This window comes from Variovorax sp. OK212 (assembly GCF_900112425.1).
In the GTDB taxonomy this organism is placed as follows: Bacteria; Pseudomonadota; Gammaproteobacteria; order Burkholderiales; family Burkholderiaceae_C; genus Variovorax.
In genome coordinates this window covers 667,147-683,120 of record NZ_FOLP01000001.1, presented here as the reverse complement: position 1 = coordinate 683,120, position 15,974 = coordinate 667,147, and the positions used below count along the sequence as shown (strand labels likewise).

The 15,974-nt window shown below is 69.4% G+C and carries 14 protein-coding genes; 7 read left to right on the top strand and 7 right to left on the bottom strand.

Features of this window, described 5'->3' with window-relative positions:
* Nucleotides 1–27: 27 nt before the first annotated feature.
* A complete protein-coding gene (locus BM004_RS03040) occupies nucleotides 28–1,695 on the top strand; it encodes a SulP family inorganic anion transporter (protein ID WP_256219766.1) in 1,668 nt (555 codons plus the stop codon).
* 22 nt (nucleotides 1,696–1,717) lie between these two features.
* Here BM004_RS03040 and BM004_RS03035 read toward each other — a convergent pair whose 3' ends face one another.
* Together BM004_RS03035 and BM004_RS03030 are read right to left on the bottom strand one after the other, a co-directional pair.
* Nucleotides 1,718–2,542, bottom strand: coding sequence for a hypothetical protein (locus BM004_RS03035; RefSeq protein WP_093211206.1), 825 nt, complete (start codon nucleotides 2,540–2,542; stop codon nucleotides 1,718–1,720).
* Nucleotides 2,543–2,589: 47 nt separating this feature from the next.
* Nucleotides 2,590–3,546, bottom strand: a complete 957-nt coding sequence (locus BM004_RS03030; protein WP_093211987.1) for an AraC-like ligand-binding domain-containing protein — start codon at nucleotides 3,544–3,546, stop codon at nucleotides 2,590–2,592.
* Between the two features lie 213 nt (nucleotides 3,547–3,759).
* Between BM004_RS03030 and BM004_RS03025 the strand changes: the two genes are divergently transcribed.
* The 6 genes from BM004_RS03025 (at nucleotide 3,760) to BM004_RS03000 (ending at nucleotide 9,937) form a co-directional block, all read left to right on the top strand.
* Complete coding sequence (locus tag BM004_RS03025; protein WP_093211204.1) at nucleotides 3,760–4,962, top strand: amino acid ABC transporter substrate-binding protein; 1,203 nt, start codon at nucleotides 3,760–3,762, stop codon at nucleotides 4,960–4,962.
* Nucleotides 4,963–4,966: 4 nt separating this feature from the next.
* Entirely contained in the window at nucleotides 4,967–5,845 is an 879-nt protein-coding gene (locus BM004_RS03020; protein WP_093123480.1) for a branched-chain amino acid ABC transporter permease, read from the top strand.
* Nucleotides 5,842–6,777 carry a branched-chain amino acid ABC transporter permease gene (locus BM004_RS03015; protein ID WP_093211202.1) on the top strand — a complete coding sequence of 312 codons (936 nt, stop codon included), beginning with the start codon at nucleotides 5,842–5,844 and terminating at the stop codon, nucleotides 6,775–6,777. The genes BM004_RS03020 and BM004_RS03015 overlap by 4 nt, the downstream gene beginning before the upstream one ends.
* Entirely contained in the window at nucleotides 6,770–7,522 is a 753-nt protein-coding gene (locus BM004_RS03010; RefSeq protein WP_093211200.1) for an ABC transporter ATP-binding protein, read from the top strand. Before BM004_RS03015 ends, BM004_RS03010 begins: the two co-directional genes overlap by 8 nt.
* A 193-nt stretch (nucleotides 7,523–7,715) precedes the next feature.
* Nucleotides 7,716–8,429, top strand: a complete 714-nt coding sequence (locus tag BM004_RS03005; protein WP_093211198.1) for an ABC transporter ATP-binding protein — start codon at nucleotides 7,716–7,718, stop codon at nucleotides 8,427–8,429.
* A 56-nt stretch (nucleotides 8,430–8,485) separates the two neighbouring features.
* Nucleotides 8,486–9,937 (top strand): aldehyde dehydrogenase, encoded by a 1,452-nt coding sequence (locus BM004_RS03000; protein ID WP_093211196.1) that lies wholly within the window; start codon nucleotides 8,486–8,488, stop codon nucleotides 9,935–9,937.
* A gap of 10 nt (nucleotides 9,938–9,947) precedes the next feature.
* Here the strand turns inward: BM004_RS03000 and BM004_RS02995 are convergent, their stop codons facing one another.
* The 5 genes from BM004_RS02995 to BM004_RS02975 form a co-directional block, all read right to left on the bottom strand.
* Nucleotides 9,948–10,580 carry a hypothetical protein gene (locus BM004_RS02995; protein ID WP_256219765.1) on the bottom strand — a complete coding sequence of 211 codons (633 nt, stop codon included), beginning with the start codon at nucleotides 10,578–10,580 and terminating at the stop codon, nucleotides 9,948–9,950.
* Nucleotides 10,577–12,190 carry a vWA domain-containing protein gene (locus BM004_RS02990; RefSeq protein WP_256219764.1) on the bottom strand — a complete coding sequence of 538 codons (1,614 nt, stop codon included), beginning with the start codon at nucleotides 12,188–12,190 and terminating at the stop codon, nucleotides 10,577–10,579. The genes BM004_RS02995 and BM004_RS02990 overlap by 4 nt, the downstream gene beginning before the upstream one ends.
* Entirely contained in the window at nucleotides 12,187–13,461 is a 1,275-nt protein-coding gene (locus BM004_RS02985) for a toxic anion resistance protein (protein WP_093123470.1), read from the bottom strand. Before BM004_RS02985 ends, BM004_RS02990 begins: the two co-directional genes overlap by 4 nt.
* Nucleotides 13,462–13,480: 19 nt before the next feature.
* The gene (locus BM004_RS02980; protein WP_093211194.1) at nucleotides 13,481–14,605 is read right to left on the bottom strand and encodes a hypothetical protein; all 1,125 of its coding nucleotides are present in this window, start codon (nucleotides 14,603–14,605) and stop codon (nucleotides 13,481–13,483) included.
* 81 nt (nucleotides 14,606–14,686) lie between these two features.
* Nucleotides 14,687–15,973, bottom strand: a complete 1,287-nt coding sequence (locus tag BM004_RS02975; RefSeq protein WP_093211192.1) for an aminotransferase class V-fold PLP-dependent enzyme — start codon at nucleotides 15,971–15,973, stop codon at nucleotides 14,687–14,689.
* Between the last annotated feature and the right edge of the window lies 1 nt (nucleotide 15,974).

Below are 15,974 nucleotides of genomic sequence, written 5' to 3'. Positions count from 1 at the left end.
GCGGCGACAACAACGACAGGCCTTGTCATGACCGCCGCCAACCCACCGCCTCCCCAGCCCCTGCCGATCCCGCCTCCTCCCGCTGCGGGCACGGCCTCCCGCCGCCCCGGCCTCGCCGACCTCGTGGCAGGCGTCTCCATCGCGGGCCTGTTGCTGCCCGAGGCGGTCGCCTATTCGGGCATCGCGGGCCTGCCGCCGCAGGCCGGCGTGATCGCGCTGTTCGCGGGCCTGCTGGTCTACGGCCTCTTCGGCAGCAGCCGCTTCGCGATCGTCTCGGCCACCTCGTCGTCGGCGGCGGTGCTGTTCGCCGCGACGATGTCGGTGACGGGCGCCGACACCGCGACGCGGCTTGCGATGGGCGCGGGCATCGTGCTGCTGGCCGGCGTGTTCTTCGTCATCGCGGGCGTGGCCAAGCTCGGTGCGGTGTCCAGCCTCATCGCCAAGCCGGTGCTGCGCGGCTTCGCGCTCGGGCTGGCATTGACCATCGTGGTCAAGCAGTTGCCCAAGGTGCTGGCGGTGCAGCCGGCGCACAGCGACTTCTTCCGGCTGCTTGCGGGCCTGGTCGGCGACTGGCGGCACTGGAACCTGGCCGGCGCGGCCATGGCGCTGGTGGCGCTCGTGCTGCTGCGCGGCCTCGCGCGCTGGCGCGCGGTGCCGGCCGCGCTGCTGGTGATCGTGGGCGGCATCGTGCTCGACGTGCAGGGCCTGTGCCATGCGTGGGGCGTCGCGGCGGTGGGGCCGATCTCGCTCGACTTCTCGCACCCGGGCGTGCCGCAGATGGACCGCGCGCAGTGGCAGAACCTGGGCGGGCTGGCGTTCGCGATGGCGCTCATCCTGTACGCCGAGTCGTACGGCTCGATCCGCACCTTCGCGCTGCGCCACGGCGACAACGTGTCGGCCAACCGCGACCTGCTGGCGCTGGGCGGCGCGAACCTGCTCTCGGCCCTGTTCCAGGGCATGCCGGTGGGCGCGGGCTACTCGGCCACCTCGGCCAACGAATCGGCCGGGGCGCGCAGCCGCGCGGCGGGCATCGTCGCGGGCCTGGTGGTGCTGGTGGCGGTGCTCACGCTGCTGCCGTGGATCGCGCACACGCCCGAGCCGCTGCTGGCCGCCATCGTGATCCACGCGGTGAGCCACACGCTGAACCCCGCCGCGCTGCGCCCCTACTTCCAGTGGCGGCGCGACCGGCTCGTGACCGTCGTGGCGGTGGCCGCGGTGCTGGTGCTGGGCGTGCTCAACGGCCTGCTGGCAGCCATCGGCGTGAGCCTGCTGTTGCTGCTGCGCGGCTTCTCGCGCACCACGGTCAGCTGGCTCGGGCGCCTGGGCCAGAGCCACGACTACGTCGACACCGCGCGCCACCCCGAGGCGGTGGTGCCTCCACGCACGCTGATCGCGCGGCCCGACGTGCCGCTGTTCTTCGGCAATGCCGACGCGGTGTTCGCGTCGATCCGCGCGCGCGTCGATGCAATGCCGGGCCTGGAGCGCATGGTGCTGAGCCTGGAGGAATCGCCCGACCTCGACGCGACCAGCATCGAGGCGCTGTGCGACTTCGCGGCCTATGTGCGTGCGCGCGGCGCGCGGCTGTCGCTGGCGCGCGTGAAGGACGACGTGCGCGACCTGCTGGCGAAGGTGAACTCGCCGGACCTGCACGCGGAGGTGTATGCGCCGTGGAGCGTGGATGACGCGGTGCAGTGAACGAGAAACCCTGGCTTGGCCTCTACCAGATCTTCCACCATGGCTTCGGCTCGGCTTCGCCCTTCTTCTCATGCGAATCCCGTGGGGCGCAAGCGCGACGCGCAGAAGCCATCGCTGCGGCCGCATCGAACGAAATGGATGACGGCGCACGCTCCACCGTGATCGACGGCACGGACCTGTGCGTGAAATCAGGTGACACCGGAGCCGGAGCCGGGGCCGGAAGTGGCGCAGCATCGACAGCTACCGCCCGCGGCACGACGAAGCCTCCAAGAAGCGCCGCGGAGTTGCGCCGTCGACCGCGATGGTCCAGCGCTGCGCCCGACATGAACTCCTTGTACGCATACGGCGGCTGGTGCTGTTCATAAAACGACAGCTGCCTGATGGCCTCGAATGCCGCTTCGCCTCCCTGCAAGGCAGTCACGAAAGTGCGCGCATCTTCCTCCGGATCGTTGAGCAGAAAAACCTCGGTCGGGTCCATGACGAGCAATGGCAGGGCGAGCCCTTGCAACGATTCGACCGCAGCCTGCCAATAGTCCTCGACGAGTGCACTGTCTCCAACGAAAGCCTCGAACCACGCGCGGGCCTCCACCAGATTGCGCACCGCTTTCTCGACAGGAACACACGGCAACAAGACCTTCTGCTGCACGACGCTGCCGTTCTGCCTGAAGCTGAAGGCTGCGGGAATCAAGTCTTCCCTGCGGAAGCAGAAAAACCAGATCACGGGAATCTGATTGGCGCCTTCAGCCACCTCTGCATAGAGCGACCCGTCGCGCACCAACGCCTCGTCGAGCTGGGCTCGGTTGCAAACGGGGATGGATGTGTTGAACAGGTATGCGCGGTTGGCCATGGCCAAGAATGCCACACCCCCCGCAACCGGGAACTGCGCTCGCAGTCCTAGCGCGGCGCCGCCTGCCGCCTGAACTCGCTCGGGCTGCCGCCGGTGTGCTCGCGGAACACGCGGCTGAAGTGCGAGAGGTTGCCGAAGCCTGCGGCCAGTGCGATGTCGGTGATGGAGCGCGACGCGTTCGCCGGGTCGATCAGGTCGCGGATGCTCGCGGCCAGGCGCTGGTGCTGGATGTAGCCGTTCAGCGTTTCGTCGTCGTCCGAGAAGGCGCTGTGCAGCAGCCGCTTGCTGCAGCGCAAGGCCAGCGCCATGCTGTCGATCGACAGCGCCGGGTCGCGCAGGTTCTGCGCCACGTGGCGGCGGATGCGGTCTTTCAGGGCCTCGCGCTGCGTCTGCGGCGTCTCCTGCCCGGCCAGCTCCATCAGCGACAGGCGCACCAGCTGGATCAGCAGCTCGCCCGCGCCGCGCGCCGCGGCCTCGCTCATGAAGGGCAGCTCGAGGTAGGTGCTGCGCATGGTCTCCAGCGCCACGCGCGAGATGCCGCTGGCGCCGCCGATGCGCCGCGCCACCAGGTCGTTCAGGGGCAACGCGGGCGAGGCGAGCTGGTCCTTCGGCAGCATCACGATGAGGTGGTCGCTGCGCTCGGGGTTGGCCACGGTGTAGTCGGCGGTGGTGTCGTAGAGCGTCCACCCGCCCGAGCGCACGGCGGCGGCACGGCCGCGCTGCGTGACCTCGGCCGAGCCCTGCCAGGGCGCGACGATCTTCAGGTACGGCGCTTCGCTCAGGCGCGCCATCTGGGTCGTCCTGAGCACGCGATGCCGGTTGGCCTCGAGCCGCGTGAGGATCACGTCGCCGGCATGCGAGGCCGCGAGGTGGCCGTCGAACTCGGTGTCGTCGTACAGGTCGGAGCCCAGCCCGCCGAAGTGGCGCCACACCCATTCGCACCACAGCGGCCCGCGCTCTTTCGGCGGGATCTCGTCGGTGGAAAGAAGCAGGGACGTGGTCATGCGGTGCAGCGAGGCAGAAAACGAAAGGTTGCAGGCCGCGGCCCGAATGCTGGGCATTGTGAATGGCATCGAAGCCCTCCGGCTTTGCGGGTTAACCACTAGGCGCGTGCACGCTGCGTCAAGTGCTTTGTGCACGGCGGGCACAGCAGCGCAGGCCCCGGATTTCTACGATTCCGGGAAGCGGGCGCACCCCGACGCCCCGTAGGAGACCTCATGCAACACCACCCCAATCGCCGCCGCTGGATCCAGGGCACCGCCACCGCGCTGGGCGCCGCCGCCGTCGCGCCGCAGCTGTTCGCGCAGACCGGCGCCAGCGGCCCCGTGAAGATCGGCTACGCCATTGCGCGCACCGGCCCGTGGGCCGCCGGCGCGCAGGTGAGCCAGGAACCCAACTACCTGCTGTGGGCCGAGCAGGTCAACGCGGCGGGCGGGTTGTCGGTGAAGGGGGCGAAGCGCCCCATCGAACTCATCGGCTACGACGACCGCAGCGAGACCGAGACCTGCGTGCGCACCTTCGAGAAGCTCATGGGCAGCGACAAGGTCGACCTGGTGCTGCCGCCGTGGGGGTCGGGCGCCAACTTCGCGGTGGCCCCGCTGGCCAACCGCTTCGGCTACCCGCTGCTGGCGCCCACGGCGCTGTCGCGCAAGCTGATCGACATGCGCCTGCCCTTCTTCTTCTCGCTGCTGCAGCAGCCCGACAAGATGATGGGCGCGCTGGTCGACATGCTGGTGGCGCAGAACGTGAAGACCCTCACCATCGTCTACATGGACGACCTGTTCGGGCTGGAGAACTTCGCGGCGCTGAACAACGCGCTGAAGAAGACCGGCATCCAGGTGCTCGACCGCAAGAGCTACCCGCTGGGCGTGAAAGACCTGGCGCCGGTGCTGCGCACCATGAAGGACCTGAACCCCGACGCCTTCATCGGCATCACCTACCCGCCGGACACCATTCTTGCGAGCCGGCAGGCGCGCGAGGTGGGCTTCAACCCGAAGTACTTCTACGCGTCGGTGGGCACGGCCTTCCAGCTCTACAAGAACGTGATGGCGGCCAACACCGAAGGCGTGATCGGCATGGGCTCGTGGAACAGCAAGACCAGCCCCGAGGCCAAGGCCTACTTCGACGCGCACACGAAGAAGTTCGGCAAGGAACCCGACCGCTGGGCCAGCGGCCACGCATGGGCGGGCCTGCAGATCCTGCAGCAGGCCGTGGAGAAGGTGGGCCTGGACCGCAAGGCGCTGCGCGAGCAGATCGCGAAGAACGAGTTCAAGACCATCCTCGGGCCGATCCGCTTCGAAGGCAGCGAGAACGCGTCCATTCCGGGCACGGTGTCGCAGTGGCAGGGCAACGACTTCGAGGTGGTCTGGCCGAAGGACCGCGCCACCGCGCAGCTCAGCCCCAAGCCGGCCTGGAAGTAAGAACGTGTCCCTTTCCGGATGGGCCGAGCTTCTTGCCGGCGGACTGATCACGGGCGGCATCTACGCGCTGGTGGCCATCGGGCTGAACCTGCAGTACGGGCTGATGCGCATCATGAACATCTCGCACGGCGAGTTCCTGATGCTGGGCGCCTTCGCGACCTGGTGGGCGCACAGCACCTGGGGCATCTCGCCGCTGCTGTTCATGCCGGTGGCCTTCGCGCTGCTGATGGCGCTGGGCATGGCGGTGCACTGGCTGTGCTTCCGGCAGGTGGCGGCGCGCGCGCCGAACGTGGATGTGTTCGAGGCGCGCAGCCTGATGGTCGGCTTCGGCCTGATGTTCCTGGTGCAGAACACCGCCCTGCTCGTGTGGGGCGGCGACCTGCGCGGCTACGACTACCTGGCCGACCCGGTGCAGCTGGGCGAGATGCGCTTCACGGCCAACAAGCTGGTGCTGTTCGGCGTGGCGCTGGCGCTGAGCATCGCGCTCATCGCGCTCCTGAAGCTCACGCTGCTGGGCAAGGCGGTGCGCGCGCTCATGCAGTCGCCCACCGGCGCGCAGCTCGTGGGCATCAACACCAGGCGGCTGCACCCGCTGATGTTCGGCATCGGCCTGGGCCTGTCTGGCGTGGCCGGCGCGCTGCTGTCGATGACCTACGAGATCTCTCCCTCCATGGGCGAGCCCTACACCGTGACCGCGCTCATCGTCATCACCCTGGGCGGCTTCGGCAGCATCGCGGGCAGCCTGGTCGGCGGCCTGCTGCTGGGCGTGGTGGAAGCGCTGGGCATGTACTACACGAGCCCCTCGCTCAAGATGCTGCTGTCGTATGCCGTGTTCATCGGCGTGCTGATCTGGCGGCCCAACGGACTGTTCTCCAGAAAATGATCTCTCTCTTTCAAAACAAGCCGTGGTGGGTGCTGTGCATCGGCCTCGCGCTGGCGGCCGCCGTGCCGTGGGTGGCCAGCGAGTTCGCGGCCTCGGTCGCGCTCGGCTGCCTCATGTACATCGCACTGGCCACGAGCTGGTCGCTGTTCTGCGGCGCCACGCGCTACCTGTCGCTGGCCACCTCGGCCTTCTTCGGCCTGGGTGCCTACGCGAGCGCCACGCTGCTCGACGTGCTGCCGTGGCCGCTGGTCATATTGAGCGGCGCGGCCATCGCCAGTGCGGTCGCGGTGGTGATGGGCGCGGCGGTGCTGCACCTGCGCGGCACCTACTTCGCGGTGCTCACCTTCGGCATGACCGAGCTCATTCGCCATGCCGTGACCTTCGTCGAGAAACAGGTCTCCGGTACGGTGGGCCGCGTGCTGGCCGTGGTGCCGTCGAACGAGACGGTGTACCTCACGGTGCTGGCGATCGCGGGCGCGGCCATTGCCACGGCGCTGCTGGTCAAGCGCAGCCGCTTCGGCCTGGCGCTGGCGGGCATCGGCGCCGACGAGCAGCGCGCGCAGACGCTGGGCGTCGACACACGCCGCGTGAAGGTGATGGGCTTCGCGCTCACCGCGGCCTTTGCCGGCGCGGTCGGCGCGGCCATGGCGGTGCGCTGGACCTACATCGACCCGCCGGCGGTGTTCAGCCCCTTCATCGGCTTCCAGACGGTGCTGATCGCGATGATCGGCGGCGCGGCCAGCATCGGCGGGCCGGTGGCCGCGGCCATCGTCTTCAGCCTGCTGTCGGAAACGCTGCGGCTGCAGCTGCCCTACGGCTACATGATGGTGCTCGGGCTGCTGCTGATCCTGTGCGTGATGTACCTGCCCAACGGCCTCGCGTCGCTGTGGCAGCGCAAGGCGGCGGTGCTGCGCGGGCACGGCCATGAATGAACCGCAGATCCTGCTGGAGGCCCATGAACTCACGGTGCGCTTCGGCGGCCTCACCGCGGTCGATGCGGTCAGCGCCACGCTGCGCGCGGGCGAGATCGTCGGCATCATCGGGCCGAACGGCGCGGGCAAGACGACCTTCTTCAACGCCATCTCGGGCGTGGTGATGCCGACCTCGGGCACGCTGCGGGTCGAAGGCGGCGTGGACCTCACGCGCCGCGGCCCGCACCTGTACGCCGCGCACGGCATCGCGCGCACCTTCCAGACGCCGCGCGTGATGGCCGGCATGACGCTGGAGGACAACGTGCGCTTCGGCATGCAGTTCGCAGGCAGGCATCGCGCGCCCATCGCGGGTCTGGGCAGCACGGGCGAGATCCTGGACATGCTGGGCCTGGGTGGCCTGGCGCGGAACATCGCGGGCGATGTCACGCCGTCGCAGCAGCGGCTGCTGGAGATCGGCATGGCGCTGGGCACCCGGCCGCGCGTGCTGCTGCTCGACGAAGTGGCGGCCGGGCTCACCGAGATCGAGGTCGACGCGATGGCGCGGCGCATTCGAAAGCTGCGCGACGAGCACGGCCTCACGGTCGTGTGGATCGAGCATGCGGTGGCCACGCTGCTGAAGTACGTCGAGCGCGTGCTGGTGCTGCACCAGGGCCGCAAGATCGCCGACGGCACACCGGCCGAGGTGGTGCGCAACGCCGAGGTGGTCGAGGCCTACCTGGGCGATGAAATGGAGGCCACGGCATGAGCGCCGCGCCGGGCCGCTCCCAAGCAAGCTCGCGCCGCAGTGCGAAGCACGGAGGTATTCCCATGAGCGCCGCGCCGGGCCGCCCCCAAGCAAGCTCGCACCGCAGTGCGAAGCACGGAGGTATTCCCATGAGCGCCGCGCCGGGCCGCCCCAAGCAAGCTCGCACCGCAGTGCGAAGCACGGAGGTATTCCCATGAGCAGTGCAAGCCAACTCACCGTGCGCGGCCTCTCGGCCGGCTACCACGGCTTCCAGGTCATCCAGGACATGAGCCTGGACGTGACACCCGGCGTTACCGTGGTGCTCGGCCCCAACGGCGCGGGCAAGACCACGCTGCTGAAAGCGCTGGCCGGCCTGCTGCCGCGCTCGGGCGAGGCTTTGCTCGACGGCGCTGCGTTGCCCTGCGGCGATGCAACGTCCTGCGTGCGCCGCGGCCTCGCGCTGGTGGCCGAGGGCCGCCAGCTGTTTCCACAGATGACCGTCACCGAAAACCTCGAACTCGGCGGCTGGCTCGTTCCGGCCCGCCTGCGCACCGAGCGCCTCGCGCGCGCCTTCGACGACTTCCCGCGCCTGAAGGAACGCGCCACGCAGCTCGCCGGCACCATGAGCGGCGGCGAGCAGCAGATGGTGGCGGTGGCGCGCGCCATGATGAGCGGCCCGCGCCTGCTGATGCTCGACGAGCCTTCGCTCGGCCTCGCGCCGCGCATGGTCGACGAGCTGCTGGCCATCGTGCGGCGCATCGCGTCACAGGGCGTGACGGTGCTCATGGTCGAGCAGAACGTGCGCAAGGCGCTGCAGGCCGCCGACCGCGGCTACGTGCTCGAGCGCGGCCGCGTCGTCGCCGCGGGCGAGGCGCAGGCGCTGCTGCATTCCGACGCGGTGCGCCAGGCTTACCTGGGCGTGGCCTGACCCGCCCTCGCCCCCTCGTTCCCTCACCCCCTCCTCTTTTCTTGCAAGGACACCTCATGACCGACATTTCCATGTTCATCGACGGCGAATACCGCAACGCGAAAAGCGGCGCGCGCTTCGAGCGCCGCAACCCGCTGGACGGCAGCGTCGCCACCAGCGCCCCGGCCGCCACGCCGGCCGACGCCGTGCTGGCGGTGGAGGCCGCGCACCGCGCCTTTGCCGGCTGGTCGCAGACCGGCCCCAACGAACGCCGCCGCCTGCTGCTGAAGGCCGCGCACGCGCTCGAGGCGCGCGCCGGCGCCTTCGTGCAGGCCATGGCGCGCGAGACCGGCGCCTCGGCGCTGTGGGCCGGCTTCAACGTGCACCTGGCGGCCGGCATCCTGACCGAGGCCGCGTCGCTCACCACGCAGATCGCAGGCGAGGTGATCCCGTCCGACGTGCCGGGCAGCCTCGCCATGGGCGTGCGGCAGGCCGCGGGCGTGGTGGTCGGCATCGCGCCGTGGAACGCGCCGGTGATCCTGGCCACGCGCGCCATCGCCACGCCGCTGGCCTGCGGCAACACGGTGGTGCTGAAGGGCTCGGAGCTGTGCCCCGAGACGCACGCGCTCATCGTCGAGGCGCTGAGCGAGGCCGGCCTGCCGCAGGGCACGGTCAACTTCGTGACCAACGCGCCCGCCGACGCCGGCGCCGTGGTCGAGGCCATGGTGGCGCACCCGGCGGTGCGGCGCGTCAACTTCACCGGCTCCACGCGCGTGGGCCGGCTCATCGCCCAGACCTGCGCCACGCACCTGAAGCCGGCCGTGCTCGAGCTCGGCGGCAAGGCGCCCTTCGTGGTGCTGGACGACGCCGACATCGGCGCGGCGGTGGACGCGGCCATCTTCGGCTCGTTCGCCAACTCGGGGCAGATCTGCATGTCGACCGAACGCATCGTGGTCGACAACGCGGTGGCCGACGAGTTCGTGGCGCGTTTCGCGGCGCGCGCGCAGGCGCTGCCGCTGGGCGACCCGCGCGAAGGCCCGGTGGTGCTGGGCTCGGTGGTCGACATGAGCACGGTGAAGCGCTGCAACGCACTCATCGACGACGCGCTCGCCAAGGGCGCCAAGCTGGTGTGCGGCGGCAAGGCACAGAACACGCTGATGCCCGCCACCGTGCTCGACCACGTGACGCCGGCCATGGACATCTACCGCGAGGAGTCCTTCGCGCCCGTGAAGGCCGTGGTGCGCGTGAACGGTGTCGAAGAAGCCGTGGCCATTGCCAACGACAACGAGTTCGGCCTGTCGTCCGCCGTGTTCGGCCGCGACGTGGCGCGCGCGTGGAACGTGGCGCAGCGCATCGAGGCCGGCATCTGCCACGTGAATGGCCCCACCGTGCACGACGAGGCGCAGATGCCGTTCGGCGGCGTGAAGGCCTCGGGCTACGGACGCTTCGGCGGCCGCGCGGGCGTGGAGGCTTTCACGGAGCTGCGCTGGATCACGGTGCAGACCACGCCGCGCCACTACCCGTTCTGAGCGGGCAGGTTCAGCCCGCGAGGAAGTCGGGCTGGCGGAACTTCTTCTCGAGGAACTGCCCGTTGGCCACCAGCGCGGCCGCGTCGCTGGAGGCCACGTTGGCAACGATCTCGCGCAGCTTGCCGTCGAGCAGGCCCAGCTGCTCGCCGAGCAGCTGGCGCGCGGTCTTGCCGTCCTTCACCGCGTGCGTGATGCGAAAGGCCGGCGGCAGCGCGACGTAGTTGGCCAGCGTCTCGGGCAGGTAGCGCAGCACGGTCTCGCGCACGGTGAACAGGTCGTCGCCGTTGGAGGCCGCGCCCACCAGACGCGGCAGCACCTCGCCCACCGAGCCGCGCACGTTGTCCAGGCTCTTGCGCATGTCCTCGGTGAGGTGCGGCTGCGCCTGCGCGACCACGCGGTCCAGCCGTTCCAGCGTCTGCTCCACGCTCAGGCTGTCCTCGATGCGGCGTTCGAGCGCGGGTGCCCTGCGCCCCATGAGCCAGCCCGCCACGTACAGGCCCGCGGTGATCAGCAGCCACCCGCGGTCGATGACGTTGGCGAACAGCAGCGCCGGCCCCAGCAGCGCCAGCGCGCAGCCCAGGATGTTGCCGTTGCCGTAGAGGAACAGCAGCGCGCGCAGCTTCAGCGAACGCTCCGGCTTCACTGGTAGCCCCGGATTTCCTTGAACACCTGCCCCAGCTGCAGCTTGCGGCCGTCGAACTCGCGCCCGCCCGAGAGCTGCGCGATCTGCTGCATCTCGCTCACGTTGGCCTCGCCGAACAGGATCGGGAAGATGCGCGCGGGCAGGCCGCCGGCCGCATAGCGGTCGCGGAACTCCTGCGGCTTCAGGCCCGAGTTGTTCTCGCCGTCTGTCAGCAGCACGATGCTCACGAAGCGGTTGGGCTCGCGCTGCTGTTCCTGGCGCGCGAGGTCTTCGGCCGCCGCCAGCGCGGAGTAGATGGCGGTGCCGCCGTCGGCCTTCATCGCATCGGCCTGCTGGCGCAGCTCGCTGCGCGCGGCCTCGATGTGGTCGGCGTCGAAGCGCACCCACACCGGCGCCTGCACCTGCGTGGCGAAGGTGATGAGCACCACGCGCTCGCGGCTCTGGAAGGCGCTGTAGCGGGCGCTGGCGGTCGCCGTCGAGGTGCTTGCGGCATCGGCCCCCGACAGCAGCTTGAGCGCCTCGCGCATCGAAGCCAGCCGCTTGCCCGACATCGAGCCGCTCAGGTCGAGCACGAAGATCGAGGTGGCGGGCTTGCGCCATTGCGACTGGTAGGTGCCCAGCACCGCGTCGATCACCTCCAGCCGGTTGGGAAAGCCGAGCTCGGCCACGGCGGCGGTGGGCAAGGCGGCCGCGGCGGCCACCTCGGGGTTGGCGGGGCGCAGGAAGGCCGCCGACAGCGCATCGCGCTGGAACGGCGCGGCCTTCAGCGTGCTCACCAGCTGCGTGTAGGCCTCGCGCTTGTTGGCGTTGAGCAGCATCAGCGGGTAGTCGGCCGAGATCATGCCGTCGCGCGGGTAGATCAGCGTGAGCTGGTCGGCCTTGGGCAGCTTCTCGTTGGCGCGCAGGATCACGGCCTCGTAGTTGACCATCGCGTCGATGGCGGACGGGTCCTTCACATACGCGTCGGCCAGCCAGCCCGAGCTGCCGGCGGTGAGCTTCTGGCCGGAGAGAAAGGCCTTGAGGGTCTTCTCGTCCACGTCCTGTTCGCCCAGGTCTTCGGTCTTGCCGGCCAGCGCGGAGGCCACGGCGAACAGCGCGCTCATGCCGGTGTTGGAGCTGGTGGCATTGGTCATGCCGTAGCGCAGTTGCCCGGCGCCCGCGGCCTTGGCGATCTCGGCCCAGCCCGGCGGGCGTCGGGTCCACCCGAGCTGCGCGGCCTTGGCGCTCTTCACGCCGAGCGCGATGCGCGAGTAGAAGAGCTTGTCGCGCGCCAGCGGCTTGGCCTGCAACGCGAGCGCGGGGTAGGCGCCGTTGGGCGGCAGGATGGCGTCGAAGCGCTCGCCGGCGTTGATGCGCTCGACGATGTCGAGCGTGCCGGCGTACGAGAACTTCACGTCCACGCCCGCCGCCTTGGCGGCATCGACGATGGGGCCTTCGAGGTCCTTCAGTTCCGAGCCCGCGAGGATGGTGAAGGCGGCCGTGTCCGCGGCGGGCGCGGCACCGTTGCCCGCGGCGGCCTGCACGTCGTCCTTGCCGCAGGCCGCGAGGCCCAGCGACAGGGCCGCGAGAACCGCCAGCGCCAGCCGGCGCGACAGCACCCGCAGGCTCACAGCGCGACCTCGCCGCGCGGCGACTGCAGCGCCTCGGTCGTGTCCTGGCGGCGCACGCGGTCGAGGTAGGTGCGGCTCTTGGCCACTTCGTTGGTCAGCGTGTCCACCGTGGTCTGCATGGAGTCGAGCGCGCGGCTCTTGAAGTCTGCGATGGTGTCCATCGTCTGGTAGATGTTGGCAAAGGCCTGCTGCAGCTTGGCGATCTCGATGGTGCTGGAGGCCGCCTGCTGGTGGATGGCGCTGCTCTGGTCGCGCAGCATCTCGCTGGTGTTGGCGATCAGGTTGCCGGTGGTGGCGTTGAGCGCGCTGATCTGGTCGAGCACCAGCTTCTGGTTGGACAGCGCCTGCGCCACGATCACCGCGGTGCGCAGAGCGGCCACGGTGGTGGTGGTGGCGCGGTCCACGCCCTTCATGAGCTCCAGGTTGTTCTTGCGGATCATGTCCAGCGCCAGGTAGCCCTGGATGTTCACCGCCAGCTGCGTGAGCAGGTCGGTGACCTTCTGGCGCGAATAGAACAGCATCTCCTCGCGGATCACGCGGGCCTTCTCGGGGTCGGTGGCGTCCAGCATGCGCGCGCGTTGGTCGAGCTGGCCGTCCAGCGCCTTGCCGATGTGCACGTACTTCTCCAGCCGCTCCATCAGCGTCCAGAGGTTGACCTTTTCCTGCTCGATGGCGGTGTTGTCGCGCAGCAGTTCGTCCTTGCCGCGCTTGAGCGATTCGATGATCGCGTTCAGGTGCGTCTGCGACGACTGGTAGCGGTCGAAGTACGCCAGCAGCTTGTTGCCCAGCGGAATGATGCCCAGCAGCTTGCGCGCGGAGAACAGGTCGCCCTGCTTCGAGGGATCGAGGTCTTCCACCTGGCGGCGCAGGTCGACCAGCGACTGGCCGATCTGCGCGCCCTTGTCGAACAGGCCGTTGCGCAGCGAACCCACGGGGCGGTCGAGCATGCGGTTGGACACCGACGCGGAGGCCTCGATGTCCTTGCTGCCCATGGAGTGGATGCGCTCCACCGCTTCCTTGAACTGCGGGTGCTGGCTGTCGTGCGCGGTGATGTCGTCGATGAAGCGCGCCACCTGCGCGTCGAGTTCGGCCACGTCCTCGGGCTTCAGGCGCACCTTGCCGCTGGCCGACTCGACCGGCACCACCACGACGGGCGCGGGCGGCTCGAGCGTGAAGGCCTGCGGGGGCTGCAGGTCGAAGGGTGCCGCGGCGGTGGTGGTGGTCGTGCTGGCGGAGGGCGTGGCGGTGGTTGCGGTGACAGGCGCGTTCATTCGGGCGTTCCTTGGTTGTTCACTTGAAGCGGGCTTCGATGCCCGTGGTCATTCGTTCGAGCCACTCGAAGCTCGGCGGGTCGATCACGTCGACGAGCACCTCGGGCACCTTCACGCCGCGCGCGGCCCAGGTCTCGGGGCCCTTGGTGTCGCCGCCGGTGCGGTAGCCGTACTCGTGCGCGAGCTCGCGCAGGGCCGGGTCGTTCTCCAGCGCCGCGCCCAGGCGTGCGCCGCCGGGCGTGTAGGGCACCAGCACATGCTTCGAATAGACGGTGGGCTTGGGGTACATCAGCACCATGTCGCTCTTCAGGCGGTCGGGGTTCTTGAGCCAGAACTCGACCATCTGCGACTCGTAGGCCACCAGCAGCGGCGCCTTGCCCATGCCCAGGGCCAGGTAGTCCTCGAACGGACCGGCCGACGACTGCTCCTGGAAGCCCTGGCGCAGGAACAGCGGCGCCACCACGGGCAGCACGCGGTCCACGTCTTCCTGGCTCTGCACGATCTGCTGGCTGTTGGCGAGGTAGCTCGCCAGCGCCAGGTACATGGCGGCCGAGTTGGAGGTGCGCACGTCGGTCGAGTTGATCAGCAGCGACTTGCTGGTGGAAAACGCGCTGCTGGCCTTGAGCTCCTTCCAGCGCGTGCCCTTCTCGATCATGGCCATCAGGCCCGGCAGGTCGACCACGTAGTAGAAGTCGCCCTGCTTGGCGGCGATGCCGTTGGCCACGAGAATCTCCGCGATCGGCCGCCAGCTGGCCAGCACGATGGGCGTGTAGAACGGGTTGAAGACGTTGGGCGCCTTGGCCAGCGCCTTGAGCTGCGCCGCGGCGGGCGCGCCCGAGGGAAAGCCGAAGTCGAACTTGCTGGCGTCGTAGCGGCTGGCAATGGCGCGCGAGCCGGCCTTCTCGACCGTGACGGTGATGCCCTGCGCGGCCAGTGCCTTCTGCACGCGCGGGTCGGCGAAGAAGGTTTCTTTCTCGGAGCCGATCAGGCCGCGCAGCGTGACCTGCTTGTCCTGCTCGATGCGCGCCGCCGCGGCGGTGGCCGACTCATCGTGCAGCCGGGTGTTCGAGTACCAGACACCGGATGCGACCGCGGCCAGCAGGACCACGCCCAGGACGGGCGCGATCAGCTTTCGAATTTCCAAATCTCATGCTCCTCGCCCCCTGTGAGCGGGGGTCGAAAAACATGCTACCTACCGAATATGACAGTTTGTGACAACCCGATGTCAGCCTCGGTCCGTGGCGATCTCCTGCGTGATGCGCAGGAACTTCTCGATGTCGGCCACCGAGTTGCAGTGCAGCGGCGACACCCGCACCGTGCCCGCGAGCCCGAAGGACTCGAGCATGCGCTTCGAGTAGAGGCTGGTGGCCACGCGCTCGTACACCGTCACGCCGCGCTTGCCGTACGCGACCACCGCCTGCGTGCAGTCGATGTGCTCGAAGCCGATGCCCAGGATCAGGTCGCGCCGGGTCAGGTCCTCGTGGTCGAGGAACACCTCGACGCCGCGCATCTCGCGCATGCCGGTGACGTTCGGGTTGCCATCGAGCAGCAGCGCCAGCAGCGCGCGCTCGTGCAGCTCGATGTGCGTGATGCCGGCCACGAACAGCGCGCGGCGGTCGGTGGCATCGGAGAAGTTCGCGCCGAGCCAGCACACGTAGTCGACGATTTCCGTGAGCACCGCGAACTGCCAGGGCGCCGAGCTGCCCAGGTCCCAGTAGTCGGGCTTCTTGGCGGCCAGCTTGTGGTGCGGCAGCAGCGCCGCGCGGTCGGACACCCAGGTCAGACCCGAGCCCCGGCAGCCGAAGAACTTGTAGGGCGCGAGGTTGATGCCGTCCACCGGCGTCTTCTGCAGGTCGATGAGGCCGTGCGGCGCGTGCTGCACGGCGTCCACCACGATGTACAGGTCGGGCTTGATGGCGCGCGCGCGGCGCACGATCTCTTCCATGTCGAGCTTGGCGCCCGAAATGTTCGACGCGTAGATCACGTTGAGCAGGCAGGTGTCCTTGTCGACCAGCCGCACGATCTCTTCGACGTCCACGCCGCCGGTGACGGGGTTGCTCCGGGCCACGCGCAGTTCGCGGCCCAGGCGCTGGGCGTAGAGGCTCATCGCGTCGAAGGCCGAGGGGTGCTCGAGCACGGTGGTGACCATGTTCGTGCCCGGCACGTTCTCGGCGATGGCGCGCACCATGTCGAACATGGCGCCCGAGGCGGTGAGCGAGGCGTACACGCTGCCGCCGGTGGCGTTGAGGATGGTGCGCAGGTCGGCGCAGCCCCTGGCCTGGATGTCCTGCAGCTCCACGGCGGTGGCGTGGATGCGCTCGGCGTTGTCGGGAATGGCGTCGACCTGCGCGAAGCGCTCCAGTGCCGCCTTCAGCCGGAACGAGCCGCCGGCGTTGTCGAAGTACAGGCGCTCGCGGCCGTGGTGGTCATGGTCGACATGCAGGAAGCGCGCCTTCACCTCGCGCATCAGCGCGTCGGAAAAGGCCAGGCCGTGGGGGTGTTCGGAAAGCATG

What these genes read in the sequence shown, in the direction of transcription:
- BM004_RS02975 (WP_093211192.1), bottom strand. Translation starts at nt 15,973, where the DNA reads ATGCTTTCCGAACACCCCCACGGCCTGGCCTTTTCCGACGCGCTGATG.
- BM004_RS03040 (WP_256219766.1), top strand. Translation starts at nt 28, where the DNA reads ATGACCGCCGCCAACCCACCGCCTCCCCAGCCCCTGCCGATCCCGCCT.
- BM004_RS03025 (WP_093211204.1), top strand. Translation starts at nt 3,760, where the DNA reads ATGCAACACCACCCCAATCGCCGCCGCTGGATCCAGGGCACCGCCACC.
- BM004_RS03000 (WP_093211196.1), top strand. Translation starts at nt 8,486, where the DNA reads ATGACCGACATTTCCATGTTCATCGACGGCGAATACCGCAACGCGAAA.
- BM004_RS02985 (WP_093123470.1), bottom strand. Translation starts at nt 13,461, where the DNA reads ATGAACGCGCCTGTCACCGCAACCACCGCCACGCCCTCCGCCAGCACG.
- BM004_RS03030 (WP_093211987.1), bottom strand. Translation starts at nt 3,546, where the DNA reads ATGACCACGTCCCTGCTTCTTTCCACCGACGAGATCCCGCCGAAAGAG.
- BM004_RS03005 (WP_093211198.1), top strand. Translation starts at nt 7,716, where the DNA reads ATGAGCAGTGCAAGCCAACTCACCGTGCGCGGCCTCTCGGCCGGCTAC.
- BM004_RS03035 (WP_093211206.1), bottom strand. Translation starts at nt 2,542, where the DNA reads ATGGCCAACCGCGCATACCTGTTCAACACATCCATCCCCGTTTGCAAC.
- BM004_RS03010 (WP_093211200.1), top strand. Translation starts at nt 6,770, where the DNA reads ATGAATGAACCGCAGATCCTGCTGGAGGCCCATGAACTCACGGTGCGC.
- BM004_RS03015 (WP_093211202.1), top strand. Translation starts at nt 5,842, where the DNA reads ATGATCTCTCTCTTTCAAAACAAGCCGTGGTGGGTGCTGTGCATCGGC.